This is a genomic window from Microbacterium sp. NPDC012755, assembly GCF_042901325.1.
Taxonomy (GTDB): domain Bacteria; phylum Actinomycetota; class Actinomycetes; order Actinomycetales; family Microbacteriaceae; genus Microbacterium; species Microbacterium natoriense.
Genome location: NZ_JBIBCT010000001.1, coordinates 1,102,743 through 1,124,969, shown reverse-complemented (window position 1 = coordinate 1,124,969; position 22,227 = coordinate 1,102,743). Strand labels below are relative to the sequence as shown.

The 22,227-nt window shown below is 66.1% G+C and carries 18 protein-coding genes and 1 pseudogene; 11 read left to right on the top strand and 8 right to left on the bottom strand.

All coding sequences use genetic code 11. From position 1 onward, the window contains the following. Positions 1-43 precede the first annotated feature (43 nt). The 4 genes from ACFY5A_RS05390 to dnaA all read right to left on the bottom strand — a co-directional run bounded on the left by ACFY5A_RS05390 (position 44) and on the right by dnaA (position 5,731). The gene (locus tag ACFY5A_RS05390; RefSeq protein WP_387232231.1) at positions 44-1,858 is read right to left on the bottom strand and encodes an amidase family protein; all 1,815 of its coding nucleotides are present in this window, start codon (positions 1,856-1,858) and stop codon (positions 44-46) included. 47 nt (positions 1,859-1,905) lie between these two features. Continuing rightward, positions 1,906-2,631: a cohesin domain-containing protein gene (locus ACFY5A_RS05385; protein ID WP_387232229.1), complete on the bottom strand. Its 726-nt coding sequence runs from the start codon at positions 2,629-2,631 to the stop codon at positions 1,906-1,908. Positions 2,632-2,781: 150 nt separating this feature from the next. Then, entirely contained in the window at positions 2,782-3,924 is a 1,143-nt protein-coding gene (gene dnaN, locus ACFY5A_RS05380) for a DNA polymerase III subunit beta (protein ID WP_105673395.1), read from the bottom strand. A 538-nt stretch (positions 3,925-4,462) separates the two neighbouring features. Then, on the bottom strand, positions 4,463-5,731 hold the full coding sequence (gene dnaA, locus ACFY5A_RS05375; protein WP_374954052.1) for a chromosomal replication initiator protein DnaA: 1,269 nt from the start codon (positions 5,729-5,731) through the stop codon (positions 4,463-4,465). A 441-nt stretch (positions 5,732-6,172) separates the two neighbouring features. Between dnaA and rpmH the strand changes: the two genes are divergently transcribed. From rpmH to ACFY5A_RS05320, 11 genes and pseudogenes are all read left to right on the top strand, one after another. Continuing rightward, complete coding sequence (gene rpmH, locus ACFY5A_RS05370; RefSeq protein ID WP_045257399.1) at positions 6,173-6,310, top strand: 50S ribosomal protein L34; 138 nt, start codon at positions 6,173-6,175, stop codon at positions 6,308-6,310. A 6-nt stretch (positions 6,311-6,316) separates the two neighbouring features. Next, positions 6,317-6,661 carry a ribonuclease P protein component gene (gene rnpA / locus ACFY5A_RS05365; protein WP_105673393.1) on the top strand — a complete coding sequence of 115 codons (345 nt, stop codon included), beginning with the start codon at positions 6,317-6,319 and terminating at the stop codon, positions 6,659-6,661. Next, entirely contained in the window at positions 6,658-7,008 is a 351-nt protein-coding gene (yidD, locus tag ACFY5A_RS05360; RefSeq protein ID WP_223585472.1) for a membrane protein insertion efficiency factor YidD, read from the top strand. The genes rnpA and yidD overlap by 4 nt, the downstream gene beginning before the upstream one ends. A gap of 3 nt (positions 7,009-7,011) precedes the next feature. After that, positions 7,012-8,091 (top strand): membrane protein insertase YidC, encoded by a 1,080-nt coding sequence (gene yidC, locus ACFY5A_RS05355; protein ID WP_341940796.1) that lies wholly within the window; start codon positions 7,012-7,014, stop codon positions 8,089-8,091. After that, entirely contained in the window at positions 8,088-8,579 is a 492-nt protein-coding gene (locus ACFY5A_RS05350) for a R3H domain-containing nucleic acid-binding protein (RefSeq protein WP_105673390.1), read from the top strand. The genes yidC and ACFY5A_RS05350 overlap by 4 nt, the downstream gene beginning before the upstream one ends. Positions 8,580-8,607: 28 nt before the next feature. Then, positions 8,608-9,231 carry a 16S rRNA (guanine(527)-N(7))-methyltransferase RsmG gene (gene rsmG / locus ACFY5A_RS05345; RefSeq protein ID WP_387232226.1) on the top strand — a complete coding sequence of 208 codons (624 nt, stop codon included), beginning with the start codon at positions 8,608-8,610 and terminating at the stop codon, positions 9,229-9,231. Positions 9,232-12,446: 3,215 nt separating this feature from the next. Then, positions 12,447-13,370, top strand: coding sequence for a ParA family protein (locus tag ACFY5A_RS05340; protein ID WP_387232224.1), 924 nt, complete (start codon positions 12,447-12,449; stop codon positions 13,368-13,370). Then, complete coding sequence (locus ACFY5A_RS05335) at positions 13,370-14,341, top strand: ParB/RepB/Spo0J family partition protein (protein ID WP_223585475.1); 972 nt, start codon at positions 13,370-13,372, stop codon at positions 14,339-14,341. The genes ACFY5A_RS05340 and ACFY5A_RS05335 overlap by 1 nt, the downstream gene beginning before the upstream one ends. A gap of 118 nt (positions 14,342-14,459) precedes the next feature. Then, positions 14,460-15,902, top strand: a complete 1,443-nt coding sequence (locus ACFY5A_RS05330; protein WP_223585476.1) for a sugar porter family MFS transporter — start codon at positions 14,460-14,462, stop codon at positions 15,900-15,902. Between the two features lie 47 nt (positions 15,903-15,949). Next, positions 15,950-16,285, top strand: a complete 336-nt coding sequence (locus ACFY5A_RS05325) for a tryptophan synthase subunit alpha (RefSeq protein WP_105677492.1) — start codon at positions 15,950-15,952, stop codon at positions 16,283-16,285. Positions 16,286-16,331: 46 nt separating this feature from the next. Next, positions 16,332-16,823, top strand: a pseudogene (locus ACFY5A_RS05320) (GrpB family protein); the annotation flags it as partial. Positions 16,824-16,884: 61 nt separating this feature from the next. Here ACFY5A_RS05320 and trxA read toward each other — a convergent pair. From trxA to ACFY5A_RS05300, 4 genes are all read right to left on the bottom strand, one after another. After that, the gene (gene trxA, locus ACFY5A_RS05315) at positions 16,885-17,208 is read right to left on the bottom strand and encodes a thioredoxin (protein ID WP_105677494.1); all 324 of its coding nucleotides are present in this window, start codon (positions 17,206-17,208) and stop codon (positions 16,885-16,887) included. A gap of 69 nt (positions 17,209-17,277) precedes the next feature. Beyond that, on the bottom strand, positions 17,278-18,252 hold the full coding sequence (trxB, locus tag ACFY5A_RS05310) for a thioredoxin-disulfide reductase (RefSeq protein WP_387232221.1): 975 nt from the start codon (positions 18,250-18,252) through the stop codon (positions 17,278-17,280). 162 nt (positions 18,253-18,414) lie between these two features. Next, positions 18,415-20,034: a murein biosynthesis integral membrane protein MurJ gene (gene murJ / locus ACFY5A_RS05305; RefSeq protein WP_341940799.1), complete on the bottom strand. Its 1,620-nt coding sequence runs from the start codon at positions 20,032-20,034 to the stop codon at positions 18,415-18,417. After that, on the bottom strand, positions 20,031-22,139 hold the full coding sequence (locus ACFY5A_RS05300; RefSeq protein WP_387232219.1) for a DUF6049 family protein: 2,109 nt from the start codon (positions 22,137-22,139) through the stop codon (positions 20,031-20,033). Before ACFY5A_RS05300 ends, murJ begins: the two co-directional genes overlap by 4 nt. Positions 22,140-22,227: the final 88 nt, after the last annotated feature.

Genomic DNA, 22,227 nt, shown 5'->3' with positions numbered 1-22,227 from the left:
CGGCGGCCGCCCCGACCTCGGCCAGGGCGACCGCCGCGCTCGATCACGGAAGCGGTCCGTACAGCGCGGGCGCCGTCCGGGCCGACGTCGCCTGCTCGAATGCGTACGCGAGGCCGAGCAGCGGTCCCTCGCCGAAGTCCCTCCCGAGGAACTCGAGGTTGACTCCGCTGCCCGGTGCCGTCTCGCCCGCGACCGTCTGCCCCATCGGCACCGTGACGGCCGGCATTCCGGTGTTCGGGCTGAGGCGCATGTTCGTGCCCTGCGTCCCGTACGCGTTCGTGCTCGGGTAGATGACCGCGTCGAGGTCGAGGTCGTCCATCATCGTCGTGACGAGCTCCTTGCCCGCCGCGAGCTGGAGCGTGTGCGATCCGCTCGGCCCGGCCCAGGCGTCGTAGACCTGTGGGGTCACCGCGGCGCGCGCGTCGTAGACCGACTTCCGCGACGTGACGTAGTTCCCCGTCGCGAGGATGTCGGGGAGTGTGCGCGCCTGGACATCCGGTCCGAGATGGGTGGCGATGTACTCGTCGAGGTCGTGCAGGAACTCGTTCGTGGACCCCGATCCTTCATTCAGCACCGCGGCGAAGCCCTGGGGCGGAGTGACCGGCACGACCGTCGCGCCCTGGGCCTCGAGTGCCGCCTTCGCCTGAGCGAACAGGCGGACCGTTCCCGGGTTGGATCCCACCATCGACTCCACGTAGCCGATGCGCGCGCCGGCGAGAGCGGTCGGGTTGAGGAACGACGTATAGGAATCCGGAACGAGGCCGGTCTGACGCGCGGTCACGGGATCCGCTTCGTCGACGCCCACCACGGCGTCGAGTGCAACGGCCGCGTCCATGACGGAGCGGGCCATCGGACCGCCGGTGTCCTGGGAGAGTGCGAGCGGGATGATCCCGTCGCGACTGGCGAGGCCCACGGTGGGCCGCACGCCGACGAGCTGGTTGTACGACGACGGGACGCGGATCGAGCCGCCCGTGTCGGTGCCGAATCCGACGGCGGCCAGGTTCGCCGAGACCGCCGCACCGGTTCCGCCGCTGGATCCACCGGCCGTGCGCGTCGTGTCATACGGACTCGCCACCAGCAGCGTCGACCCCGGCGCCTGGAAGGACGAGAACTCCGAGACGAATCCGTACGCGAACTCATCGAGACTCGCCTTGGCGAGGATCACGGCGCCGTCGGCTCTCATGCCACGGATCATCGCGGCATCCGTCGACGTCTGGTTCGTGTTCCAGCATCCGCAGCCGCCGGTGGTGACCATGTCGATCGTGTCGTAGTTGTCCTTCACCGCGATGGGGACCCCCAGCAGCATGCTCGTCATACCTTGCGTTCGTCGCGTCTCGTCCGCCGCGGCCGCCGCCTCCAGGGCATGCGCGCTCACCGTGATGATCGAGTTGAGGGGGCGGGATCCGCCCGGCACCACCACGCGGTCGTAGGCGGCGATCCGATCCAGGTACTCCTGGGTGATCTCCACCGACGTGACGACTCCGGCGTTCATCGCGGCCTGCATGTCGACGAGCGATGCCTCGACGAGCTCGAAGGGTCCGTCGTCGTAGATGATCCGGTGAGAGAGCGCCGACAGATCCGTGATCGTCAGCTCCTCGTCGTGGTCGACGTCCAGAAGTGAAAGTCGCGCCCAGTCCGGTGAATCCGACGTGATCCCGAGCGCGGCAGCGGCGACCCCGAGATCCTCCGTCGTCACTCTGGCATCGCCGGTGACGTCGAGCGCGGTGTAGTACGGCGCCAGCATGGGCGCCGCGGGTGCCGTCGCTGCGCCGGCAGCGGTCGAGAACGCTCCCGTCGCGGCGACCAGTGTCGCGGCGATCGCGACGGTCGAACCGACTCGGATGGCGGTGGTTTTCACAATCGTGCCTCTCATGGTCTCTGCGTGCGTGCGGTGTCTCTGCGTGGTCACCGTGTCCTCCGTCGGAAGACGAACACGCTGCCGATGACGATGGCTGCGACGGCGACGCCGCCCATCACGAGCCAGGGGGCGGCATCCGCTCCGGTGGACGCGAGATCCTCACCCGTCTGGGGAGAACCGCCGCCCGTGCCGGTGCCTGATCCGCTGCCCGATGCTCCCGCACCGCCGGTTCCGGTGCCGGGGTTCTCGGTGGCAGCGATGGTGACCGACGCGGTGGTTCCCTCGGCGGTCGTGTCGATCGCCGTGGTGCCTCCGGCGGAGTCGACGATCTGGCCCGAAGCGAGAACGATCGGGGCATCTCCGGCGGCTCGCGCGGTGAAGCGGAGCGAGACGAGTGTCTGCGTCCCCGTCAATCCAGGAGACGTGCCGAGCCTCGACGCGACGGCGGTGATCTCCGTGCCGTCGTCGGTCGCGGATCCGAAACCCCCGTCGGGCAGGATCGCGCTGTCGTCGACGTACTCGACGAGTTGCGGGTCGTAGCTCAGCGCGAACTGGTACGCGTAGGCGTCGACCACACCGGTGGCGGCGACGGTCACCGTGATGGTGTCGCCCACGTCGACCGAGGCCGGGTCGGCGGTCACGGTCATCGTGTCGTACGTCGCGTCGGCAGCGGATGCCGGGGCGGCTGAACCGATCAGGCTGACTGCGGATGCGAGGAGCGCGAGGCTCGCCGCGAGGTATCGGGGTATGCGGACAGGGGGATTTTCCGGCATGCGAGTCGTCTTTCGTCGGGGAAGACGAGCGCGGCTGCACGGCTGTGCGGAGCAGCCGTGCTCTTTCGGGTACGGCTGACTCTCGCAGTCAGATGTTTCGGCTCGAGTGCGCGGCTATTTCCGGCACGTAACGGCGCAGAGCGGCAGAACTCAGCGCAGGAGAAGGTTCGGCTGGAGCAGGTACTTGAACGAGTCGAGTCCGGCCTGGTCGACCGAGGTCTGGCTGGTGATGAGCACCGGGCTCAGCTTGTTCGCGTTGTCGCTGGACGTGAACGTGACCCGCACGAACTCGCTCTTCACTGCGCCGAGCGCCTCGATGAGGTACTGCGGGTTGAGTCCGAGGGTGACCTCGTCGCCACCGTGCAGGATCGCGTCGACCGACTCCGATGCCCTGGCGTGCTCGCTGCCGGACGCGTCCATCGTCACGCTTTCGCTCGAGAAGGTGAAGCGCAGCGGAGCGGCACGGTCGAGCACGAGCGACACACGACGAACGGCCTCGATGAGGTCGGCGGTGTTGACGACCGCGTAGTGGTCGGTCTGCTCGGGGAAGAGGCGGCGGACCGGCGGGAAGTTGCCCTTGATCAGCAGCGACGTGACGGTCTTGTTGCCCGCGGTGAAGGCGATGATCTCGCGGTCGCCCGCTCCGGAGAACGCGACCTGGATCGTGCCGGCATGACCGAAGGTCTTGCCGACCTCGACGAGCGTGCGAGCAGGGACGAGCGCAGTGCTCTCGACCTCGGCTCCGTCCCACGGGACGTCGCGGAGCGAGACTCGGTACCGGTCGGTGGCCACGAGGCTGAGGCTCTGGCCCGAGACCTCGAGCTGCACACCGGTGAGGACAGGGGTGACATCGTCGCGGGATGCCGCGAAGCCGACCTGCGAGATCGCGGTGCCGAAGTCGTCGGCCGGCACGACACCGGAGGAACCGGAGACCTCCGGGATCGACGGGTACTCCTCGACGGGCATGGCCGCGAGGGTGAATCGTGCAGAACCGCAGCTGACGGTGATCCCTCCGTCATCCTCGACGGCGATCTCGATCGGAGCGTTCGGGAGACGGCTGGCGATGTCGGAGAGCAGTCGGCCGTGCACGAGGATCGTGCCAGGCGTGTCGACGGTGGCCTCGATCGTGGTGCGGGCGGATGCTTCGTAGTCGAACGCCGAGAGCGTGAGACCGGATCCGTCGGCTTCGATCAGCACACCGGCGAGGATCGGCTGAGGGTTGCGCTGCGGGAGCAGCTTGACCACGAAGGAGACAGCCTCGCTGAAGACATCGCGGTTGACCTGAAACCTCACGGGTGCTCCTCGTCGTTTCTTGATGACTCGGTCGTTCTTGACAGCCACATCGTCGTCGAATGACAAGACGTGATCGCTCCTGCCGGTGCAGGGCTTCCCATGCTAGCCCCACAGTCGAACACTTCCCTACGACTTGTGATTCGCAGGGCCGCCGCGGCTTCTCCGCACCGTCTGGTGATCGGATCGCGCTTAAGACGGGTTAACTCCTTAACGGTGTTAACAGCTGTGGATACTGTGGATAACTCGGTGGAAAGCAGTCGCGAGTAAGGAACTACACGCTTGTCACTTGTGGAATCCCTGAGGAATCCGCGGGTTCGCAGCATCCGTCGACCTGTGGACACTCCCCTAGTTATCCACAGGTTCTCCCGTTAACCCCACATCCGTCCCGACCGAAACACGATTCATCCACAAGTTATCCACATGTGTGAAAACGTGATATCCGATCGCTCAGAGGGCTGTCAAGTCGGCAAAAAGGGGGACACAGCGTCCGAACGGATGCCGTGTCCCCCTTTTCGTCGGAAGACGTGTGTCGAGGCCGTCAGCGGCGGCCGAGCTGCGTGGTGATCTCCGTCACCTGGTTGTAGATCGAGCGCCGCTCCTTCATGAGCTCGCTGATCTTCTTGTACGCGTACATGACGGTGGTGTGGTCGCGGTTGCCGAACAGCTGCCCGATCTTCGGGAGCGAGAGGCTCGTGCGCTCACGGCACAGATACATGGCGATCTGCCGTGCGGTCGCGATCTGCTGCGATCGACTCGAGCCGTAGAGGTCGTCGACGGTGAGCTTGAAGTACTGCGCGGTGGCCGTGATGATGTCGGTCGGCGAGATGACGTTGTCCTCCGCCGTGTCCACGATGTCGCGCAGCACGGTCTGGGCGAGGGAGATGTCGAGCGCCGAGCGGTTGAGGCTCGCGAACGCCGAGACGCGGATGAGTGCGCCCTCCAGCTCGCGGATGTTGGAGGAGACGACGGTCGCGATGTACTCGAGGACCTCGTCGGGTATGTGGAGGGACTCGCTCTGCGCCTTCTTGCGCAGGATCGCGATGCGCGTCTCCAGGTCGGGAGCCTGCACGTCGGTGATCAGACCCCACTCGAAGCGGCTCCGCATCCGGTCCTCGAAGCCCGTGAGGAGCTTGGGCGCGACATCGCTGGTGATCACGACCTGCTTGTTGTGGTCGTGCAGCGTGTTGAAGGTGTGGAAGAACGCCTCCTGGGTCTCGGCGCGACCCTGCAGGAACTGGATGTCGTCGATGAGGAGGATGTCGACCTCGCGGTAGCGCGCCTGGAACGCGGCTCCGCGGTTGTTCGCGATCGAGTTGATGAAGTCGTTCGTGAACTCCTCGCTGGAGACGTATCTCACCTTCACCCCGGCGTAGAGGGACTGCGCGTAGTCGCCGATCGCGTGGAGGAGGTGGGTCTTGCCGAGCCCGGAGTCCCCATAGATGAAGAGCGGGTTGTAGGCCTTGGCCGGAGCCTCCGCGACAGCGACCGCTGCGGCATGGGCGAAGCGGTTGGACTGGCCGATCACGAAGTTGTCGAAGGTGTACTTCGGGTTCAGGCGCGATTCGTGGCGGAGCGGTGTGGGCTGCTCCATCGGCGACTCGGGGCGCTGAGACTCCTGACGCCCGTAGTCGGGGACCGCGATGGGTGCCGTCGGCTGCTCGGCGAGCTCGTGGTTCACCACGACCCGGTACGAGGTGACATCCTCGCCGACGTGGGCGAGGGCCTCCATGATCGGCAGCCGCAGACGCTTGTTGATCTGGGCGGCGGTGAGGTCGTTGGGCACCTCGAGATAGAGGGTCGCGGCCATGACGCCCGCCGGCACGGCGAGGCTGAGGAATCCCTGCAGCTGCGGCGTGACCCGGTCGTCCGCCTCCAGCAGATCCTGCACCGTGGTCCAGATCGGAACGTCGGGCTGGGCAGGTGAGGACATGACGCTCCGGGCAGGGGATCGAGGAGGGATGCTCGGAATCGCGTCCCCCCTGTGGATAACTTCGGATGCCACGGTAGTCACCTGGGCTGAGAACGGCAACCTGCCCTTGAAAATCCGCGGGCGTGTTGCGTCTCGCGAGGACGCACAGGTTGTGGATAATAGCTGTGCGGATCGTGGTCGCACCTTGGCCTCTGAGCGCGCAGATTTGCTCTGCGCGCCGTCAAGACGTACCCTTAGTCGGTTGACTTATGCCTGAACGGCAGTTCCCTATGTCTCCGGTCGAAATGGTTCCGGTGACAGCATTCCCGGAGTGATCCCATGAGCAAGCGCACCTTCCAGCCCAACAACCGCCGCCGCGCCAAGAAGCACGGTTTCCGTGCCCGCATGCGCACCCGTGCCGGCCGCGCGATCCTGTCGGCTCGCCGCGGGAAGGGCCGCGTCGAGCTCTCCGCGTAACCCGCTGTGCTCGCCCGCCCCTTTCGGTTGACCCGCGGGAGCGACTATCGACTGGTCGTTCGACGCGGATCCCGTTGTGGCGGGTCCCGAGTCGTGACGTCCATGTTGTCGACGGGCGAGAGCAGAGCCGCGAGGTTCGGATTCATCATCAGCAAGCAGGTGGGTGGCGCCGTGGTGCGCAACACCGTCCGTCGCAGACTCAAAGCAGTCTGCGCTGAGGCCCTGCCGCTGGTTCCAGAGGGCACGGATGTCGTCATCCGTGCCCTTCCTGCATCCGCGACGGCGAGCTACGCGGAGCTCAGCACCGAAGTGAACCGCTGTCTCGGACGCCTGAACCGGGTGACGGCATGAGCGCGCTTCCCGCCTCGTCGATCGGATCGGCGCACTTCGATGCGCATGACCTGATCCGCAGCATCCCGTTGATCCCTCGGAACCTCGTGCTCGGGTTCCTCACCGGATACCGCAGGGTGATCTCACCGATGTACGGCGACGTGTGCGCGTACTACCCCTCCTGTTCCGCCTACGCTGTAGGTGCGGTGCAACAGCACGGCGCCGCGCGGGGAACGCTCCTCTCGGCATGGCGCATCCTCCGCTGCAATCCCTGGACTCGCGGCGGCGTCGACGACGTTCGTCCGCATGAACACTTCCGCTACGACCTGACTTCACACGGTTTCGTCGTCCCTGCCCGAAAGGACTGAACAGTGGGTCTTGACCTCCTGCTCGCTGCGGCCACGCCGTCGCCGTCTCCGTCAGGAGCTGCGTCCGGCGGCTTCGACCTGCTCGGCACGATCCTCTGGCCGCTGAAGTGGCTCGTCGAGCTCGTGCTCGTCGCCTGGCACTGGCTCCTCACGACCGTCGGACTCCCCGCGGCATCCGGTCTGACCTGGGTGCTGTCGATCGTCGGACTCGTGATCGTCGTCCGCGCTGCTCTGATCCCGCTCTTCGTGAAGCAGATCAAGAGCCAGCGAAAGATGATGGAAATCGCTCCTGAACTGCGAAAAGTGCAGGAGAAATATCGCGGCAAGAAGGACCAGCTCAGCCGTGAGGCGATGAGCCGCGAGACCATGGCCCTGTACAAGAAGCACGGCACGACGCCGATGTCGAGCTGTCTTCCGCTCCTCGTGCAGATGCCGGTGTTTTTCTCGCTGTACTCGGTGTTGAGCGACGTCAAGAAGCACGCCGAGGCCGGTCTGGGTGGTGTCGGTCTCCTCAGCCCGGAGCTGACGAAGGAGTTCTACGACGCCAAGCTCTTCGGTGTCGCGTCGCTGCACGAGACGCTCGGCAACGCGTGGGAGAACCAGAACACCACGGCGATCATCATCCTGGTCACGCTCGTCGTGCTCATGATCGGCTCGCAGTTCTTCACTCAGCTGCAGATCATCTCGAAGAACCTGTCGCCCGAGGCCAAGACCGGCCAGGCGTACCAGATGCAGAAGATCATGCTCTACATCCTGCCGCTGGGCTTCATCTTCTCGGGTGTCTTCTTCCCGCTCGGTGTGGTCGTGTACTGGTTCATCTCGAACCTGTGGACGATGGGTCAGCAGTTCCTTGTCATCCGTGAGATGCCGACGCCCGGTTCTGAAGCGGCGAAGGCCCGCGAGGAGCGACTGGCCCGCAAGGGCAAGGCGATCGACTCTTCCGGCAAGGTCGTTCCCATGGCGGTGTTCGAGGCGGAGCAGCAGCGTCTCGTCGAAGAGGTCGAGAAGGCCAAGGCCGAAGCCCCGAAGAGGCAGCAGCCCGTGGGTAAGAAGCGTGCGAAGAAGAAGGGATCCGGCGCATGAGCGAGAACCTGACCGAGGCGGTCGAGCCGACCGTCGCTCAGCTGGAGAACGAGGGCGACGTTGCTGCCGACTACCTCGAGGAGCTGCTGGACATCGCCGACATCGACGGTGATCTGAACCTCGACGTTCGTCAGGGCCGCGCCTATGTGTCGGTCGAGGCGGAGGGCGATGGTCTGTCGCTGCTCTCGGCCCCCGACACCGTGCAGGCTCTGCAGGAGCTGACCCGCCTGGCCGTGCAGAACAAGACCGGTGCGTTCTCGCGCCTGATCCTCGACATCGGCGGTTCGCGCGACACGCGTCGTCGTCAGCTCGAGACGCTCGTGAATGCCGCCGCCGCGAAGCTGGACGATGGGGCATCACAGGCCTCCCTGCCGGCGATGTCGAGCTACGAGCGCAAGCTCGTCCACGATATTGCCGCTGATCAGGGTCTTGTCTCGGAGTCGTACGGTGAGGGCGCGGATCGCCACACCGTACTGCGTCGTCGCTGAGACCTCACGTGATTCTGCGAGTCCAGTCATGAGTGACGTCGAGGTCGAGCCCGCGATCGCGGCCGAGCTGTTCGGCGATCGCCTCGATGTCGCCCGTTCCTTTACCGAGGCCCTTGCGCGTGAGGGGGAGGAGCGAGGTCTGATCGGCCCGCTGGAGCTCCCTCGCCTCTGGACGAGGCACATTCTGAACAGTGTGATCGCCGCACCGCTGTTCCACGGTTCGGTTGCGGACATCGGATCCGGCGCCGGCCTGCCCGGTGTGGTTCTCGCGATCGCCCGTCCGGATGTGCAGTGGACGCTCATCGAGCCGATGGAGCGCCGCGTGACCTGGCTCAACGAGCAGGTGTCGTCACTGGCCCTCTCGAACGTAGAGGTGCTCCGCGCTCGTGCCGAGGACGTGCGCCGCCCAGAGGGTTTCGACGTCGTCACCGCCCGCGCGGTCAGCGCACTGCGAACGTTGATCCCGCTGACTGCACCCCTGGTGCGTGACGGGGGAGAGCTCACTCTCCTCAAGGGGCTCAACGCCGCGAACGAGATCGACGCGGCGCAGAAGCAGATCAAGAAGTTCCGCCTGGCGGATGTACGCGTTGAGGTCCTCGGTGAGGGCGTTCTCACCGAGACCACCCGAGTCGTTCGGGCTCGCGTCCGCTGACCAGGGTTGATGTTTCACGTGAAACATCGATGTGTATGGGAGCTGCGGTTCTCGTCGGCGGAGGAATCACGGACTGCGTTTGGTCTTCCCCTGCATTGACGGCCTAGGTACTTGCGGTGAGTACCGGAACTAGGTGTGTCGGCACCTTCCCTCGAGGGTCGTGATCGTCGCCTCGCGCTGCGGTAGAGTCCGATGGATGGCTGTGCGTCCCCGGTGCGCTGTGGGCCGGTTGAACTGGGGCAGAGCTCTTGCGTCGGTGTGACTCTTCCCAGGAATGCGTCTTCCGGAATGTTCCCGCTGCGGTTCGACGTGAGCTGCGCCCTGAGATGTTGACACCGGAAATCTCTGTCGCTGGGACTCGTGCTCGCTGGATAGACCTGCCACTGATGCGGGAGTCTTGGTTGTGGGACATGCACCCGGGAGTGATAGCTCCGCGTTGTCTACGGAACTGGCTCCAGTGGTGGGGAAGGAGGCGGCGTGGTGGAGGGGATACGCCGAGGATGTTTCACGTGAAACATCCTCGGTTCACGGTTGTTTGGCGCACGGCGTAGGCGTAGGCGTAGGCATAGATGTGGTTCGGTACGCCAGTTCGGATGCTTCCGGTCGATGCTGTGTCCTCGTGCGCGGTTCGGGGATGACTGCGCGCGACGAGAGTGTTTCACGTGAAACGCCGATGATGCCGTCACGCATTGCTCAGAACTTTGTGCAAACGGCTATGGCTACCCAGCCGGCGGTTCAGTCTGGGCGTAGGCATATTCGTGAGCTTCGCGGAGGACGTGGGTAGTGAGTGTACGTTTCACATGAAACAAGGGACGGCTCCTGCGAAGAGACGCGGTGTCGAGGCGAGTTTCACCGGACCTTGCTGAGCTCGTCTGATTGCGGGTGAACGTCCTCACACAGCGAAGAGAGCTCCTCTGAGAGGTGAGAGCCGCGCGCTTGCCGAAGGACTAGTGGATGCGGAAGAGGCGTGCGAAGCAGCCGCTCTGAGCTGCTCGAACGCGCTGTGGTGATGATGACGGCACCGCGGGAAGGAGTCCGCTACCACGACAGGGGATTCTGCCAACCTCGCAGCCAGGCTTTCGTCCAGTCGGCGCGGTGTGACTCACGTACAAACGTCGCACTCGGAGTGTTTCACGTGAAACATGATCCACGCATGCACACTACGGTTGCTCCGTTGCTGGTGAGGAACCCGCCCCAGTGTCCGAAGGATCAATGAGATCTTGGGGCGGTGGTCGTGTCTCTGAGTCTGATCAACCCCGATCCGCAGCGGATTGGGAGTACGTGCATCGATGACCGCACCGTGCTCTGGTCGCCTGTGGGGTGTACCGATGCACGAAGGATCACCACTCGGTGACTGGCGCTGGGTACTACGCGCGGGCGAACGTGGCTTCCATGAATAACAGTGGGGGAGGGATGGTGAGTCTTGCCCACGAGGCGAGGTGCAGTCCGTAGGCCCATGTTTCACGTGAAACGCCGCGCCTGTCGAGGGTGATGGGCGGTGTTGGGAGAGCTCGTTCCCGTCTAGCGGGTTCAGTGTGTGATCTATGACAGGCGATGTGTGGCCCCGTGGCCCCGTGGGCGAGCGGCGAGAGGCGAGAGGCGAGGCGTGAGAGGTGAAGTGGCGACGGAATGGACGGTGGTGGGGCGTGCGGCACCGGATTGTGTGGTCCTACGCGCGGTCACGTATCCGGTGTCCGCTGTCCCGATGGCCCGGTGGCCCCGTGGCCCCGTGGGCGAGCGGCGAGCGGCGAGCGGCGAGAGGTGAGAAGTGAGAAGTGAGAAGTTGAGGCGTGAGGCGTGAAGTGGCGACGGAATGGACGGTGGGTAGGGCATGCGCACCGGATCGTGTGGTCTTACGCGCGGTCACGTGTCCGGTTTCCGTTGTCCAGTTGGTGGTTGGCAGTGGTCGACGGCCGGTTTCCGGCTTGATGTGGGGAAGAAGGCAGGCCTGGCGGCTGTGGGAGATGGGTGAGATAGCGAGATCGACCACAGTTTCACGTGAAACAACGCACGAGTCATCCTTCTCCTCTGCGTCTCACGGACCCAGATGATCCTGGCCGGAGCGGCGACCGTGGTGCGACTGTGTTGAGCATGTTGGCTGATGAGGTGACACTTCACATGGGCCACCTCTCTGCTCTGCGTCTACTTAGTCGCAGAGGCCGACAACCAACGTGTCCAACGCCTCTCGAACGCGGGGAGGGGGGAGTACTTGGCCAACGTTTCACGTGAGACGCTCTTGTGATCCCCCATCTAGTCCTCGTCCACAAGCTCCCAGATGCCCGGCCGGCAAGACGAACGTGACGCGACAGTACTGAAGATGGTGGCGCCGACCACCGTTTCATGCGGGACCGACTTGTTTTCCCCATCCACTCTTCGTCCACAGGCTCCCAGGTGACTCTGATCGGCGTGACGAGAGTGATGTGACAGGCCGAAGATGGTGGCGCTGGCCACCGTTTCACGTGAAACATCACATGAGCCCCCCTCTCTGCTTCACATCCATCTAGTCGCAGAGGCTGACGATCGGCGTGACCAACACCTCGCGGGAGTGCGAAAGGGGAGGAGCTGACCACCGCTTCAGGTGAAGCAATCTTGTGAGCGTCGCATATGCCCTTCGTCCAGGGCTCCCAGCAGCTGCCGATCGGCGTGACCGGCGTCATGGGACAGTGTGGAAGGAGTGGATCCGGCCCCGTTTCACGTGAAACATCACAAAGAGACACCTCGCTACTCTTCGTCCACACATTCCCAGATGTGGCGTCACGAACGCGATACGACAGTCCTGAAGAGCGGTGGATTCGTCCACCGTTTCACGTGAAACGCCACAGGATTCGCCCCTCGGCTCTCCATGCATCGACTCGCAGACGGAGTCGGCCAACGTGACGAATGTGATGCAAGAGCGCGTAGGGGAGTGGTGCCGCATCATGGCGTCACGAACGTCGATGCAACGCGAGCGCACGGACATGCACCTGCCGAGACTGGAGCGACGCCGCAGCCACAGGCATCGGTGGGCGCCCTGCTGCGAGCACACCTTGGCGCAGGCAGAGACTCCGATCTCGCCAGAGCAACACACCTGTCAGTGACTTCTCACTAAGACGAGCAGCTCTGAAGATAACCAGGACAGTCCAGAAAAACACAGAGAGTAGTCCCCAGGCCCTACATCTCCGCTCAGCCACGTCGCCTGTAGCGATTAGACTCGAACCCGGCCCCGAAAGGAGTGGATGTTTCACGTGAAACAATCCGAAAAGGCATCACCGAGCACCTTCGGGATGGATACGCCGCTCGCGCGGGAGCTCGCAGACCTCTCTGCCCGCCGCAGGGTTCTCGAAGACGTCTCGATCGACTTCAGCGGTGACACCCGCATCCTCACCGTCTCGAACCAGAAGGGCGGCGTGGGCAAGACCACGACGGCGGTGAACATCGCCTCAGCCCTCGCAGGACTCGGCGCCAAGGTCCTCGTGATCGACCTCGACCCGCAGGGCAACGCGTCCACCGCCTTGGGGGTGCCCCACAGTGCGGAAGTCCCCAGCGTCTACGACGTGCTGATCGATGAGTTCCCTCTCGCAGACATCGTGCAGCAGAGCCCCGAGAACGAGAACCTCTTCTGCGCGCCGAGCACGATCCACCTCGCCGGCGCCGAGATCGAGCTCGTCGCCCAGGTCGCTCGTGAGCACCGACTGCGTCGTGCTCTGCTCGACTACCTCGAGAGCAACCCGATGGACTTCGTCATCATCGACTGCCCTCCGTCTCTGGGGCTGCTGACGATCAACGCCTTCACGGCGGCGTCCGAGGTCTTCATCCCCATCCAGTGCGAGTACTACGCCCTGGAAGGACTGAGCCAGCTGCTCGGGAGCATCCAGATGATCCAGAAGCACCTGAACCCCGGGTTGCACCTGTCGACCATCCTGCTCACGATGTTCGACGGACGCACCCGCCTCGCCCACCAGGTGGCCGAAGAGGTACGCACTCACTTCCCGACGCAGGTGCTCGACACCGTGATCCCGCGCTCGGTGCGGGTCTCGGAGGCGCCGAGCTTCGGACAGACCGTGATCACCTACGATGGGCAGTCCGCCGGTGCGATCGCGTATCGCGAGGCCGCCGTCGAGATCGCGTCGCGCACAGCGGCGCAGAGCAAGGAGAAATGATGGCGAAGCGCACTGGGCTGGGTCGGGGGATCAGCGCCCTCATTCCCACCGCTGATCAGGCAGAGCGTCCGGTGGATGTGTTCTTCCCCGGGGCATCCATCAAGAAGGTCGAAGAGGCTGCAGCGCAGCCCGTCGAGGATGCCGCGCCCGAACTCGAGGCGATCCCCGGCATCCACCTGATCCAGATCGACCCGCACGAGATCGTTCCCAACCCTCGTCAGCCGCGCACGCACTTCGACACGGAGCACCTCGCAGAGCTCGTGCACAGCGTGCGCGAGTTCGGTGTCATGCAGCCCGTCGTCGTGCGCAGGAACAGCGAGGGAGCTTACGAGCTCATCATGGGCGAGCGCCGTACGCGCGCGGCCCGCGAGGCGGGACTCACGTCGATCCCCGCGGTCGTCCGCGAGACGGCCGATGAGGACCTGCTTCGAGACGCTCTGCTCGAGAACCTGCACCGGTCGGAGCTGAACCCCCTGGAAGAGGCATCCGCCTACCAGCAGCTGCTCGAGGACTTCGGCATCACGCAGGAGGAGCTCGCGACCCGTATCGGACGATCGCGTCCGCGCATCAGCAACACGATCCGTCTGCTCAAACTGCCCGTCCCCGTGCAGCAGCGCGTCGCCGCCGGTGTGCTGAGCGCCGGCCATGCCCGCGCCATCCTGAGCCTGGAGACGCCGGAGGCGATGCAGCGGCTCGCCGACAAGGTCGTCAACGAAGACCTGTCTGTCCGCGCGACCGAGGTCGCGGCGAAGACCGAGCCGTCCACGCCCGCTCGCACCGCGAAGCCGACTCCCGGCGCGCGCCGCGCGTACCTCGATGAGGTCGCCGGAAAGCTGGGTGACAGGCTCAACACCCGGGTGAAGATCAGCCTCGGTGCACGCAAAGGCCAGGTCACGATTGATTTCGCATCCATCCAGGATCTGAATCGCATCCTCGATGAGCTGGGTGAAGAGGGCTACGGCCGCAGCTGACGACCGCCGAGACCACGAAGAACCCCGCGCTGCAGAAACCTGTGGCGCGGGGTTCTTCGTTGTGCAAGTGTGTTGACCACCGACGCCGTCGCCGGTGGTCATGACGGAGGGTGGGATCATGGCTGGACACGGGGCAGTACCCCAGGAGGAATCGGTCTTCGACGACGAGGGCGACTCGAAGAGCGCAGGAGTGATCAGGATCGCCGTGGTCGCCGCGCTCGGTGGCTTCCTCTTCGGCTACGACAGCGCGGTCATCAACGGCGCGGTGTCGGCAGTCGAGAAGACCTTCGATGCGGATCCGGTGTCACTCGGGTTCGCCGTGGCATCCGCTCTGCTCGGCGCGGCCGTGGGCGCCCTGATCGCCGGAAGGATCGCCGACCGGGTCGGCCGACTCGCGGTCATGAAGATCGCCGCGGTGCTGTTCCTGATCTCCGCCGTGGTCGCCGGCCTCGCGCCCGACCTGTGGGTTCTCATCGTGGGGCGCGTGATCGGCGGTCTGGGTGTCGGCATGGCGTCGGTGATCGCCCCGGCCTATATCGCCGAGATCGCTCCCGCACGCATCCGCGGACGTCTCGCCTCGCTGCAGCAGCTCGCGATCGTCACCGGCATCTTCATCTCCCTGCTCGTGGACTTCCTGATCGCCACCGCTGCCGGCGGCTCCAACGAGCCGTTCTGGCTGGGCCTGGGCGCCTGGCAGTGGATGTTCCTCGCCATGGCCGTCCCGGCCGTCGTGTACGGCGGGCTGGCTCTGACGATCCCCGAGTCCCCGCGGTTCCTGGTGGCTCAGCATCGCGTGGACGAGGCCAGGGAGGTGCTGGCGAAGATGCTCGGTCCCGACAAGATCGAGACGACCGTCATCCGCATCCAGGCCACCATGGAGCGCACCACCAAGCCCTCCTGGGCCGACCTGCGCACCCCGACGGGCAAGATCGCCGGCATCGTCTGGGTGGGCCTGCTGCTGTCGATCTTCCAGCAGTTCGTCGGCATCAACGTGATCTTCTACTACTCGAACATCCTCTGGGAGGCCGTCGGCTTCGACGAGTCGCAGGCGTTCGTCATCACGGTGATCAGCGCCGTGATTAACATCCTGACGACACTGATCGCGATCGCGACGGTCGACCGCTTCGGGCGCAAGCCGCTGCTCATCATCGGCTCGATCGGCATGACCGTGACGCTGGCGACCATGGCCGTGATCTTCGGCACGGCGCCGGTCGTCGACGGCACACCGGTGCTCCAGGGAGCAGCGGGACCGATCGCCCTCATCGCGGCGAACCTCTTCGTGATCTCGTTCGGCATGTCGTGGGGCCCCGTGGTCTGGGTGCTGCTCGGTGAGATGTTCCCGAACCGCATGCGCGCCGCGGCGCTCTCGCTGGCCGCAGCCGGGCAGTGGATCGCGAACTGGGTCATCACGGTCTCGTTCCCGGGCCTCAAGGACATCTCGCTGGGCCTCGCGTACGGCCTCTACGCGACCTTCGCCCTGCTGTCGCTGCTGTTCGTGTGGCGGTTCGTGCAGGAGACGAAGGGCAAGTCCCTGGAGGACATGGGGGAGACCACGCGATGAGGAGCGGATGCCGCCCGGCATCCGCTCTCGGCACGTAGGCTGGAAGCATGACCGAGCACGTTCCCCGCCGCGCCAGCCTCGAAGTGCTGCGTGCGGAGGCGTCGGACGAGCTGGCCGTGCTGATCCAGGAGCGGCTCCTCGGGGGAGAGGACCCCTGGGAGTTCATGGAGGAGCTGCCCAGCGTCGACGAGCTCGTCGTGTACCTGCTGCGTGCCGATAACATCGCCGCGAACGACGGCGTGCGACCGAGCGAGGCGCGTCATTACCGCGTCCTGCGGCAGATCGCACTGGAGTATCCGGAGCTGACGCCGGCCGTGTGGGGCCTGCTCGACGAGAAGCAGCGCCACCGTCGGTGGGATCCGACGGTGGCCGACGCCTCCTGAGAGGCGCTCCGTGCCCCGGATGCTCGTCGCCTAGGACCCCGCCTGGCCGCAGCGCTTCGAGAGCATCGCGGCAGGGCTGCGCGCACTCGGCGACCCTGACTGGGTGATCGAGCATATCGGCTCCACGGCGGTCCCTGGGCTGCGCGCGAAGCCGGTCATCGATGTCGCGATCCGAGTGGTGGATGCGGCGGAGTTCGCCCGCCATCGACCCGCTCTGGAGAGCGCGGGGTGGCATGCGGAGGGCTCTGTGCGCACGCATCCCGTCCTCGTCCTGAGCGACGACGGCACGCGCGTGGCCATCGCCCACTTCTTCCCCGCGGAGGAGTGGGATGCCGCCAACCAGAGGATCCTGCGGGACTGGCTCCGCGCCCACCGCGATGACGCCGCGCTCTACGCCCACGCCAAGTGCGACGCGGTGGCGGCCGCGGCGCGGGGGAGATCCTCGTACAACGCGGCCAAGACCGAGGTGATCCAGGACATCGTCGATCGGGCGAGAGCATCCCTCGGCCTGCCATCGGTGCCTGTCTCCGACAAGTAGGGGATGCAGAAGAGCCGCCGCCCCGCGAAGGAGCGACGGCCCGAAGACTGCGTGCGGGAGGTCAGCCGATGAAAGCGGCGAGATCCTGCTCGAGAGCGAACTTCGGCTTGGCGCCGATGATGCTCGTCTTGACCTCTCCGCCGACGAAGACCTTCATCGCCGGGATCGAGGTGATCTGGTACTGCATCGCGAGCTGCGGGTTCTCGTCGACGTTCAGCTTGAGGATGGTGATCTTGTCGGGGTTGTCGGCCTGGATCTCATCCAGCACCGGCGAGACCATACGACACGGACCGCACCACTCGGCCCAGAAGTCCACCAGCACCGGACCGTCGGCCTGCAGAACGTCCTGCTCCCAGGTCGCCTGGCTCGTAGCCTTTGCACTCATCAGAGTTTCTCCTTGATTCGAGGTTTCGTCCGCTACAACAGCGAACGATGCGATTGTGTTCCCGCTGCCTCAGGCGACGATGACCTCGGCGGCCTCCGCAGCGGGGACCTCCACCGAGGCGTCGTCAAAATCCGCGAGGAAGTGCTCCGCGTCGAGCGCGGCGACCGTGCCGGAGCCGGCGGCCGTGATGGCCTGACGGTAGGTGGGGTCGATCACGTCGCCGGCCGCGAAGACGCCGGGCACCGAGGTGACGGACGAACGACCGTCGACCCAGATGGTGCCCTCGTCGGTGAGCGTCAGCTTGTCGTGTACGAGGTGCGTGCGCGGGTCGTTGCCGATCGCGATGAACAGGCCGTCGAGGGGGAGGTCGCTGAGCGTGCCATCGACCGTGTTGCGCAGCTGCACACCGGTCACGGCGTCGCCGCCGAGGACCTCTGCGACCTCGCTGTTCCACACGAACTCGATCTTCTCGTTCGCGAAGGCGCGCTCCTGCATGATCTTCGAGGCGCGCAGCGTGTCCTTGCGGTGGATCACGTAGACCTTGTCGGCGAAGCGCGTGAGGAAGGTCGCCTCCTCCATCGCGGAGTCGCCGCCGCCCACGACGGCGATCGTCTTCTCGCGGAAGAAGAAGCCGTCGCAGGTCGCGCACCAGGAGACGCCGTAGCCGGAGAGGCGCTCTTCGCCCTCGATGCCGAGCTTGCGGTAGGCGGAGCCCGTCGCGTAGATCAGGGTGCGGGTCTCGTGCACGGCGCCGCTGCCGAGAGTGACCGTCTTCACGGGTCCTTCGAGGTCGAGTGAGGTGACGTCGTCGTAGAGGACCTCGGTGCCGAACTTCTCCGCCTGCTCCTGCAGCTTGGCCATGAGCTCGGGGCCCTGGATGCCCTCGGGGAAGCCGGGGTAGTTCTCGACCTCGGTGGTGTTCATCAGCTCGCCGCCGACCTCCACCGAGCTCGCGATGAGCAGCGGCTTGAGGCTCGCCCGCGCCGCGTAGATGGCGGCGGTGAATCCGGCGGGGCCGGAGCCGATGATGATGACCTGACGCATGTGCTCTCTCTCTTCCCTGAAAAGGGGTTCCGCTGCTTCAACCAATGGTAACCGCGGGGCATTCCCCGACCCAGCGCTCTCCTGGACGCGGAGTCCTCGTGCACTCGACGAGTACACGAGGACTCGACGGAGGGGACCGACGGACGAGGGACGGGCAGGGGGTCAGCGGCCGGGGAGGAACCTGCGGAGCATCCGCGTGGCGGCTGACAGCTCGGGGGCGCGGAGCAGGAGGAGCACGATCACGTAGACGACGACGGCGGCGAGGCCGATCACTCCCGTTCCGACGGCGCCCAGGAGGCGATCGAGGAAGTTGGATCCGCTGTTGCCGAGGGTCCAACCGCTCTCGGCGCCGAGAAGGAGATAGGCGCCCCATCCCGCGAAGCCGGCAGGTACGGCGGCGATGAAGAAACGGAGGAGGGAGAGAAGGGTCTTCGGGATCTCGAGTCCGCCGAGGCGATTGCGCAGGATCCAGATCGCGATGATCGTCTGGATGATCCCGGCGATCGACTGCCCGAGGGCGATGGCGGCGGCGAGCTGCTCGATCGGGGCCACAGCGCCCGCGAGAAGCGAGAGCCCGATGATGAGCGCCACCTGCACGAGGGTGAAGTAGAAGGGCGTGCGGGTGTCTCCGTAGGCGTAGAACGCGCGCTGCACGATGAACAGCAGGGCGAGCGGCAGGAGGCCCACGAGATAGCAGATGAGCACGGGGGCCGCCTGGACGGCCTGCTCGGAGGTCGTGGTGAAGATCCGGGTGGCGGGCACGGCGGCGGCGGCGAGAGCGATGCCCGAGCCGACGACGAACAGTGAGATCACGCGGATGCAGCGGGCCACATCCGCACGGACGTCGAGGTCGCGCTTCGCGGCGGCGTGCTCGGCGATCTGAGTGAAGTACGGGGTTCCGATCGAGATCGCGAAGATCGAGTACGGGAGCATGAAGACGAGCCATGCCGCCTGCATGAAGATGACGGAGGGGTTGTCGCCCGAGGCGTCGCCCACGACGGCGGTCTGCACCCAGCCGGCGACCTGGCCGGCGATCACCATCAGGAACGTCCAGCCCGCCAGGGTGCCGACGCCGCGCAGACCGACGCCGCGCCACTGGAAGTCGGCGCGGAGCCGGAGTCCGGTGCGCCGCCAGGAGACGAGGAGCAGAGCGGCCTGCAGCGCGATCCCCAGCGTCGCCGTGCCGGCGAGCAGCGCGATCATCGTGGGGTTCCACATGTCGACGTGATTGCGGTCGCCGCCGAACAGCGCGATGAAGATGAGGAAGCCCGCGATCGAGACGATGTTGTTGGCGATGGGCGCCCATGTGTAGGGGCCGAACACGCGTTTCGCGTTCAGGGTCTCGCCGATCAGAGCGTAGAGACCGTAGAAGAAGATCTGCGGCAGGCACCAGTACGCGAAAGCCGTCGCCAGCGCCTGCTGGTCGGGCGTGAACTTCGGGCCGTAGAGCGCGACCAGCCACGGTGCGAGCAGCATGGCGAGGACGGTCGCCCCGAGGAACACCACGGTGCCCAGCGTGAACAGCTTGGAGATGTACGCCCGCCCACCGTCCTTGTGGGCGCCGGCCTTCACGATCTGCGGAATGATCACGGCGGTCAGGATGCCGGTCTGGATGATGGTGAAGACGTTGTTCGGCAGCTGGTTCGCGACGCCGAAGGCATCACCGGGGCGGCCGAAGCTGCCGATGGCGGCGAGCAGCACGATCGTCCGGATGAGGCCGGTGACGCGGGAGACGAGGGTGCCCGCCCCGAGGAGGGCGCTGGCGCGGCCGAGACTGCTCACTGAGGGTCCTTCGAGGGATCGGCGGGATCGGTCGCGGCATCCGTCTCCGCATCCTGGGGCGCCTCGTCGCGGTTCTTGCGCCGGCGACGCAGGGTGCGGACGATGCCCAGCACGAGGAGGATGGCGATCAGGCTGCCGAACACGGCGAGTCCGATGCCCTCCCACTCGGCGCGCACGGCGACGCGGACGGTCTGATCCTGACCGATCGAGACGCCGGTCGGGCTCTTGAGAGAGAGGTGCAGGTCGAGCTCGCCGCTGCCCACCCGTGCCGAGACCGGCACCTTGACCCTGCCGGTGGTGCGGGCCTGGATCTCTGCGGTGGTGACGGGCTTCACCTCGAGGCGCGGGTCGCTGGGGCGCGTGTACAGCACGATGTTGACCGGCCAGGGGAGGTCGTTGCGCACGCTGAAGGGCAGATCCGCGTTGGCAGAGAGCAGCTGGATCGTGCTCGACTGCGGGATGTCGACCGCGGCCAGGGTGTCTTGCGTGGCATCCGTGTGGGATCGCAGGACCTTCTCGAACTGCGCGGCGCTGTGCCCCACCCCGATCGTGCGCAGGATCCTGATGCGCTCGGGGCTGAGCAGCAGCTGAGGATCGCTGAGGATCGTCGAGAACGAGCCCAGTGTGACCTCGTCGGCGAGCATCCGGTGCAGGGCGGCACTGCGGTCGTCGTCGACGTCGGAGTCGACGGATGCCGCGGCAGCCGGGGCCGCACGCACCGAGGTGAGATCGACCCCGGGGGAGTCCGCCGTGGTGACGGCGTCGCGCAGTGCATCGGCCGTGCGGTTCTCGTCGCGGTCGAGTCCGACGATCAGCGGCGACGCCGACTGCTGTGCGGAGAGGAAGAGGTATGCGTTCGCCGCGGCCAGGGACCGCGATCGTGCGGTCGCGTCGGGTTCGTTCGCCGCCGTGGAGAGGGCGTCGGATGCCGCGGCATCCGTGACCAGCACGTCAGCGTCTCCGACGGCGGCGTGCCCGGACGAGCCGGACGACAGCGACGTCGAAGGCAGGACGGTCGACGCCGTGCCGCCGAGATAGGTGCGGAAGTCGGCGAGGTCGTCGGTCGTGACATCTCCGCGCGGCCAGAGGATGCCGGGGGCTGCACCGTCGACGACCGACAGGGTCTCATCGTCGGGAAGCACGGGCCCGTCTGTCGGGGTCGGCGAGGGCGTCGCGTCCGGAGTCGGCGTCGCGGGCGCCTGGAAGTTCTTCGGGTCGAGGAACGGAGCGAGCGTCGTCGGGGCGAGCAGCGACGGAAGGTCGGCCTGCGCCTGCGTGGTGGCGTCGGCATCGCCGAACTGCAGGGCGAAGCGCTCGTTGGGCAGGGCATCGAGGCGGTCGAGCCACTCGGTCACGCTGGTCGGGGCCGACGTGCCGAGCACGCGGATCGCCGCAGGGATCGCCGGGTCGATCGCCAGCACCGCCGAGGTGCCGGAGACGCCGTCCAACTGGGCGGTGAGATCGCCGTCTGCGGCCGTGAGTTCGGTGAGCTCGTCGATCGACAGCAGGGCGCCGTTCTGCGGTGTGGCCGTGATCGGGACCAGCACGGCGACCTGGGGCCGCTGCGCGGCCGAGACCACGAGCACACTCGTCGCCGTCGCATCCTCTTCGCTTCCCGACCCCGGGGAGGCGCCGGTGAGCTCGGCGCGCAGCGGGTACACGCCGGGGGCGAGGTCGGAGAAGAGCTCCTGCGGGAGCGGGATGCTGCTCGTGGCCGATGCTCCCGCGTTCACGGCGACAGTGCTGTCGTCGGCGATGCGATCGAACGCCCCGTCGGCGTCCTCGGACTCGAACCAGTCGGCGACAGCGGCGCGGTCGGCGAGGGCTGTCCGGTTCAGCTCCACCACGACGTGACCGGTGGAGAGAGCGTCGCCGGTGCCGTTCTGCACGGTCACCGAGGCGGAGGTGGAGAGACCGGGGGTGACGGCGCCGTTCGCACCCGCCGACAGGTGCAGTTCGACGACCGCGTCGTCGGTCTTGTCGGCGGCGTGGGCGCTGGTGGCGGCGATCCCGCAGACACCCAGAGCGATCGCGAAGACGGCGGCTCCGCTCGTCGCGCGCCGCAGGCGCGCACGGAAGCCGCTCTCGGGGATGATCACGGTCATGGGGGTCTTCCTCGAACGCCCGAGAACGGGCTGATCGTGAGTGCTGACCCTGTGATTCTAGGTGCGCGGGCGATGGAGAACCCTGAAG

What these genes read in the sequence shown, in the direction of transcription:
- ACFY5A_RS05385 (WP_387232229.1), bottom strand. Translation starts at nt 2,631, where the DNA reads ATGCCGGAAAATCCCCCTGTCCGCATACCCCGATACCTCGCGGCGAGC.
- dnaA (WP_374954052.1), bottom strand. Translation starts at nt 5,731, where the DNA reads ATGGCCGCGACCCTCTATCTCGAGGTGCCCAACGACCTCACCGCCGCC.
- rpmH (WP_045257399.1), top strand. Translation starts at nt 6,173, where the DNA reads ATGAGCAAGCGCACCTTCCAGCCCAACAACCGCCGCCGCGCCAAGAAG.
- yidD (WP_223585472.1), top strand. Translation starts at nt 6,658, where the DNA reads ATGAGCGCGCTTCCCGCCTCGTCGATCGGATCGGCGCACTTCGATGCG.
- ACFY5A_RS05350 (WP_105673390.1), top strand. Translation starts at nt 8,088, where the DNA reads ATGAGCGAGAACCTGACCGAGGCGGTCGAGCCGACCGTCGCTCAGCTG.
- rsmG (WP_387232226.1), top strand. Translation starts at nt 8,608, where the DNA reads ATGAGTGACGTCGAGGTCGAGCCCGCGATCGCGGCCGAGCTGTTCGGC.
- ACFY5A_RS05340 (WP_387232224.1), top strand. Translation starts at nt 12,447, where the DNA reads ATGTTTCACGTGAAACAATCCGAAAAGGCATCACCGAGCACCTTCGGG.
- ACFY5A_RS05335 (WP_223585475.1), top strand. Translation starts at nt 13,370, where the DNA reads ATGGCGAAGCGCACTGGGCTGGGTCGGGGGATCAGCGCCCTCATTCCC.
- ACFY5A_RS05330 (WP_223585476.1), top strand. Translation starts at nt 14,460, where the DNA reads ATGGCTGGACACGGGGCAGTACCCCAGGAGGAATCGGTCTTCGACGAC.
- ACFY5A_RS05325 (WP_105677492.1), top strand. Translation starts at nt 15,950, where the DNA reads ATGACCGAGCACGTTCCCCGCCGCGCCAGCCTCGAAGTGCTGCGTGCG.
- trxA (WP_105677494.1), bottom strand. Translation starts at nt 17,208, where the DNA reads ATGAGTGCAAAGGCTACGAGCCAGGCGACCTGGGAGCAGGACGTTCTG.
- trxB (WP_387232221.1), bottom strand. Translation starts at nt 18,252, where the DNA reads ATGCGTCAGGTCATCATCATCGGCTCCGGCCCCGCCGGATTCACCGCC.
- ACFY5A_RS05300 (WP_387232219.1), bottom strand. Translation starts at nt 22,139, where the DNA reads ATGACCGTGATCATCCCCGAGAGCGGCTTCCGTGCGCGCCTGCGGCGC.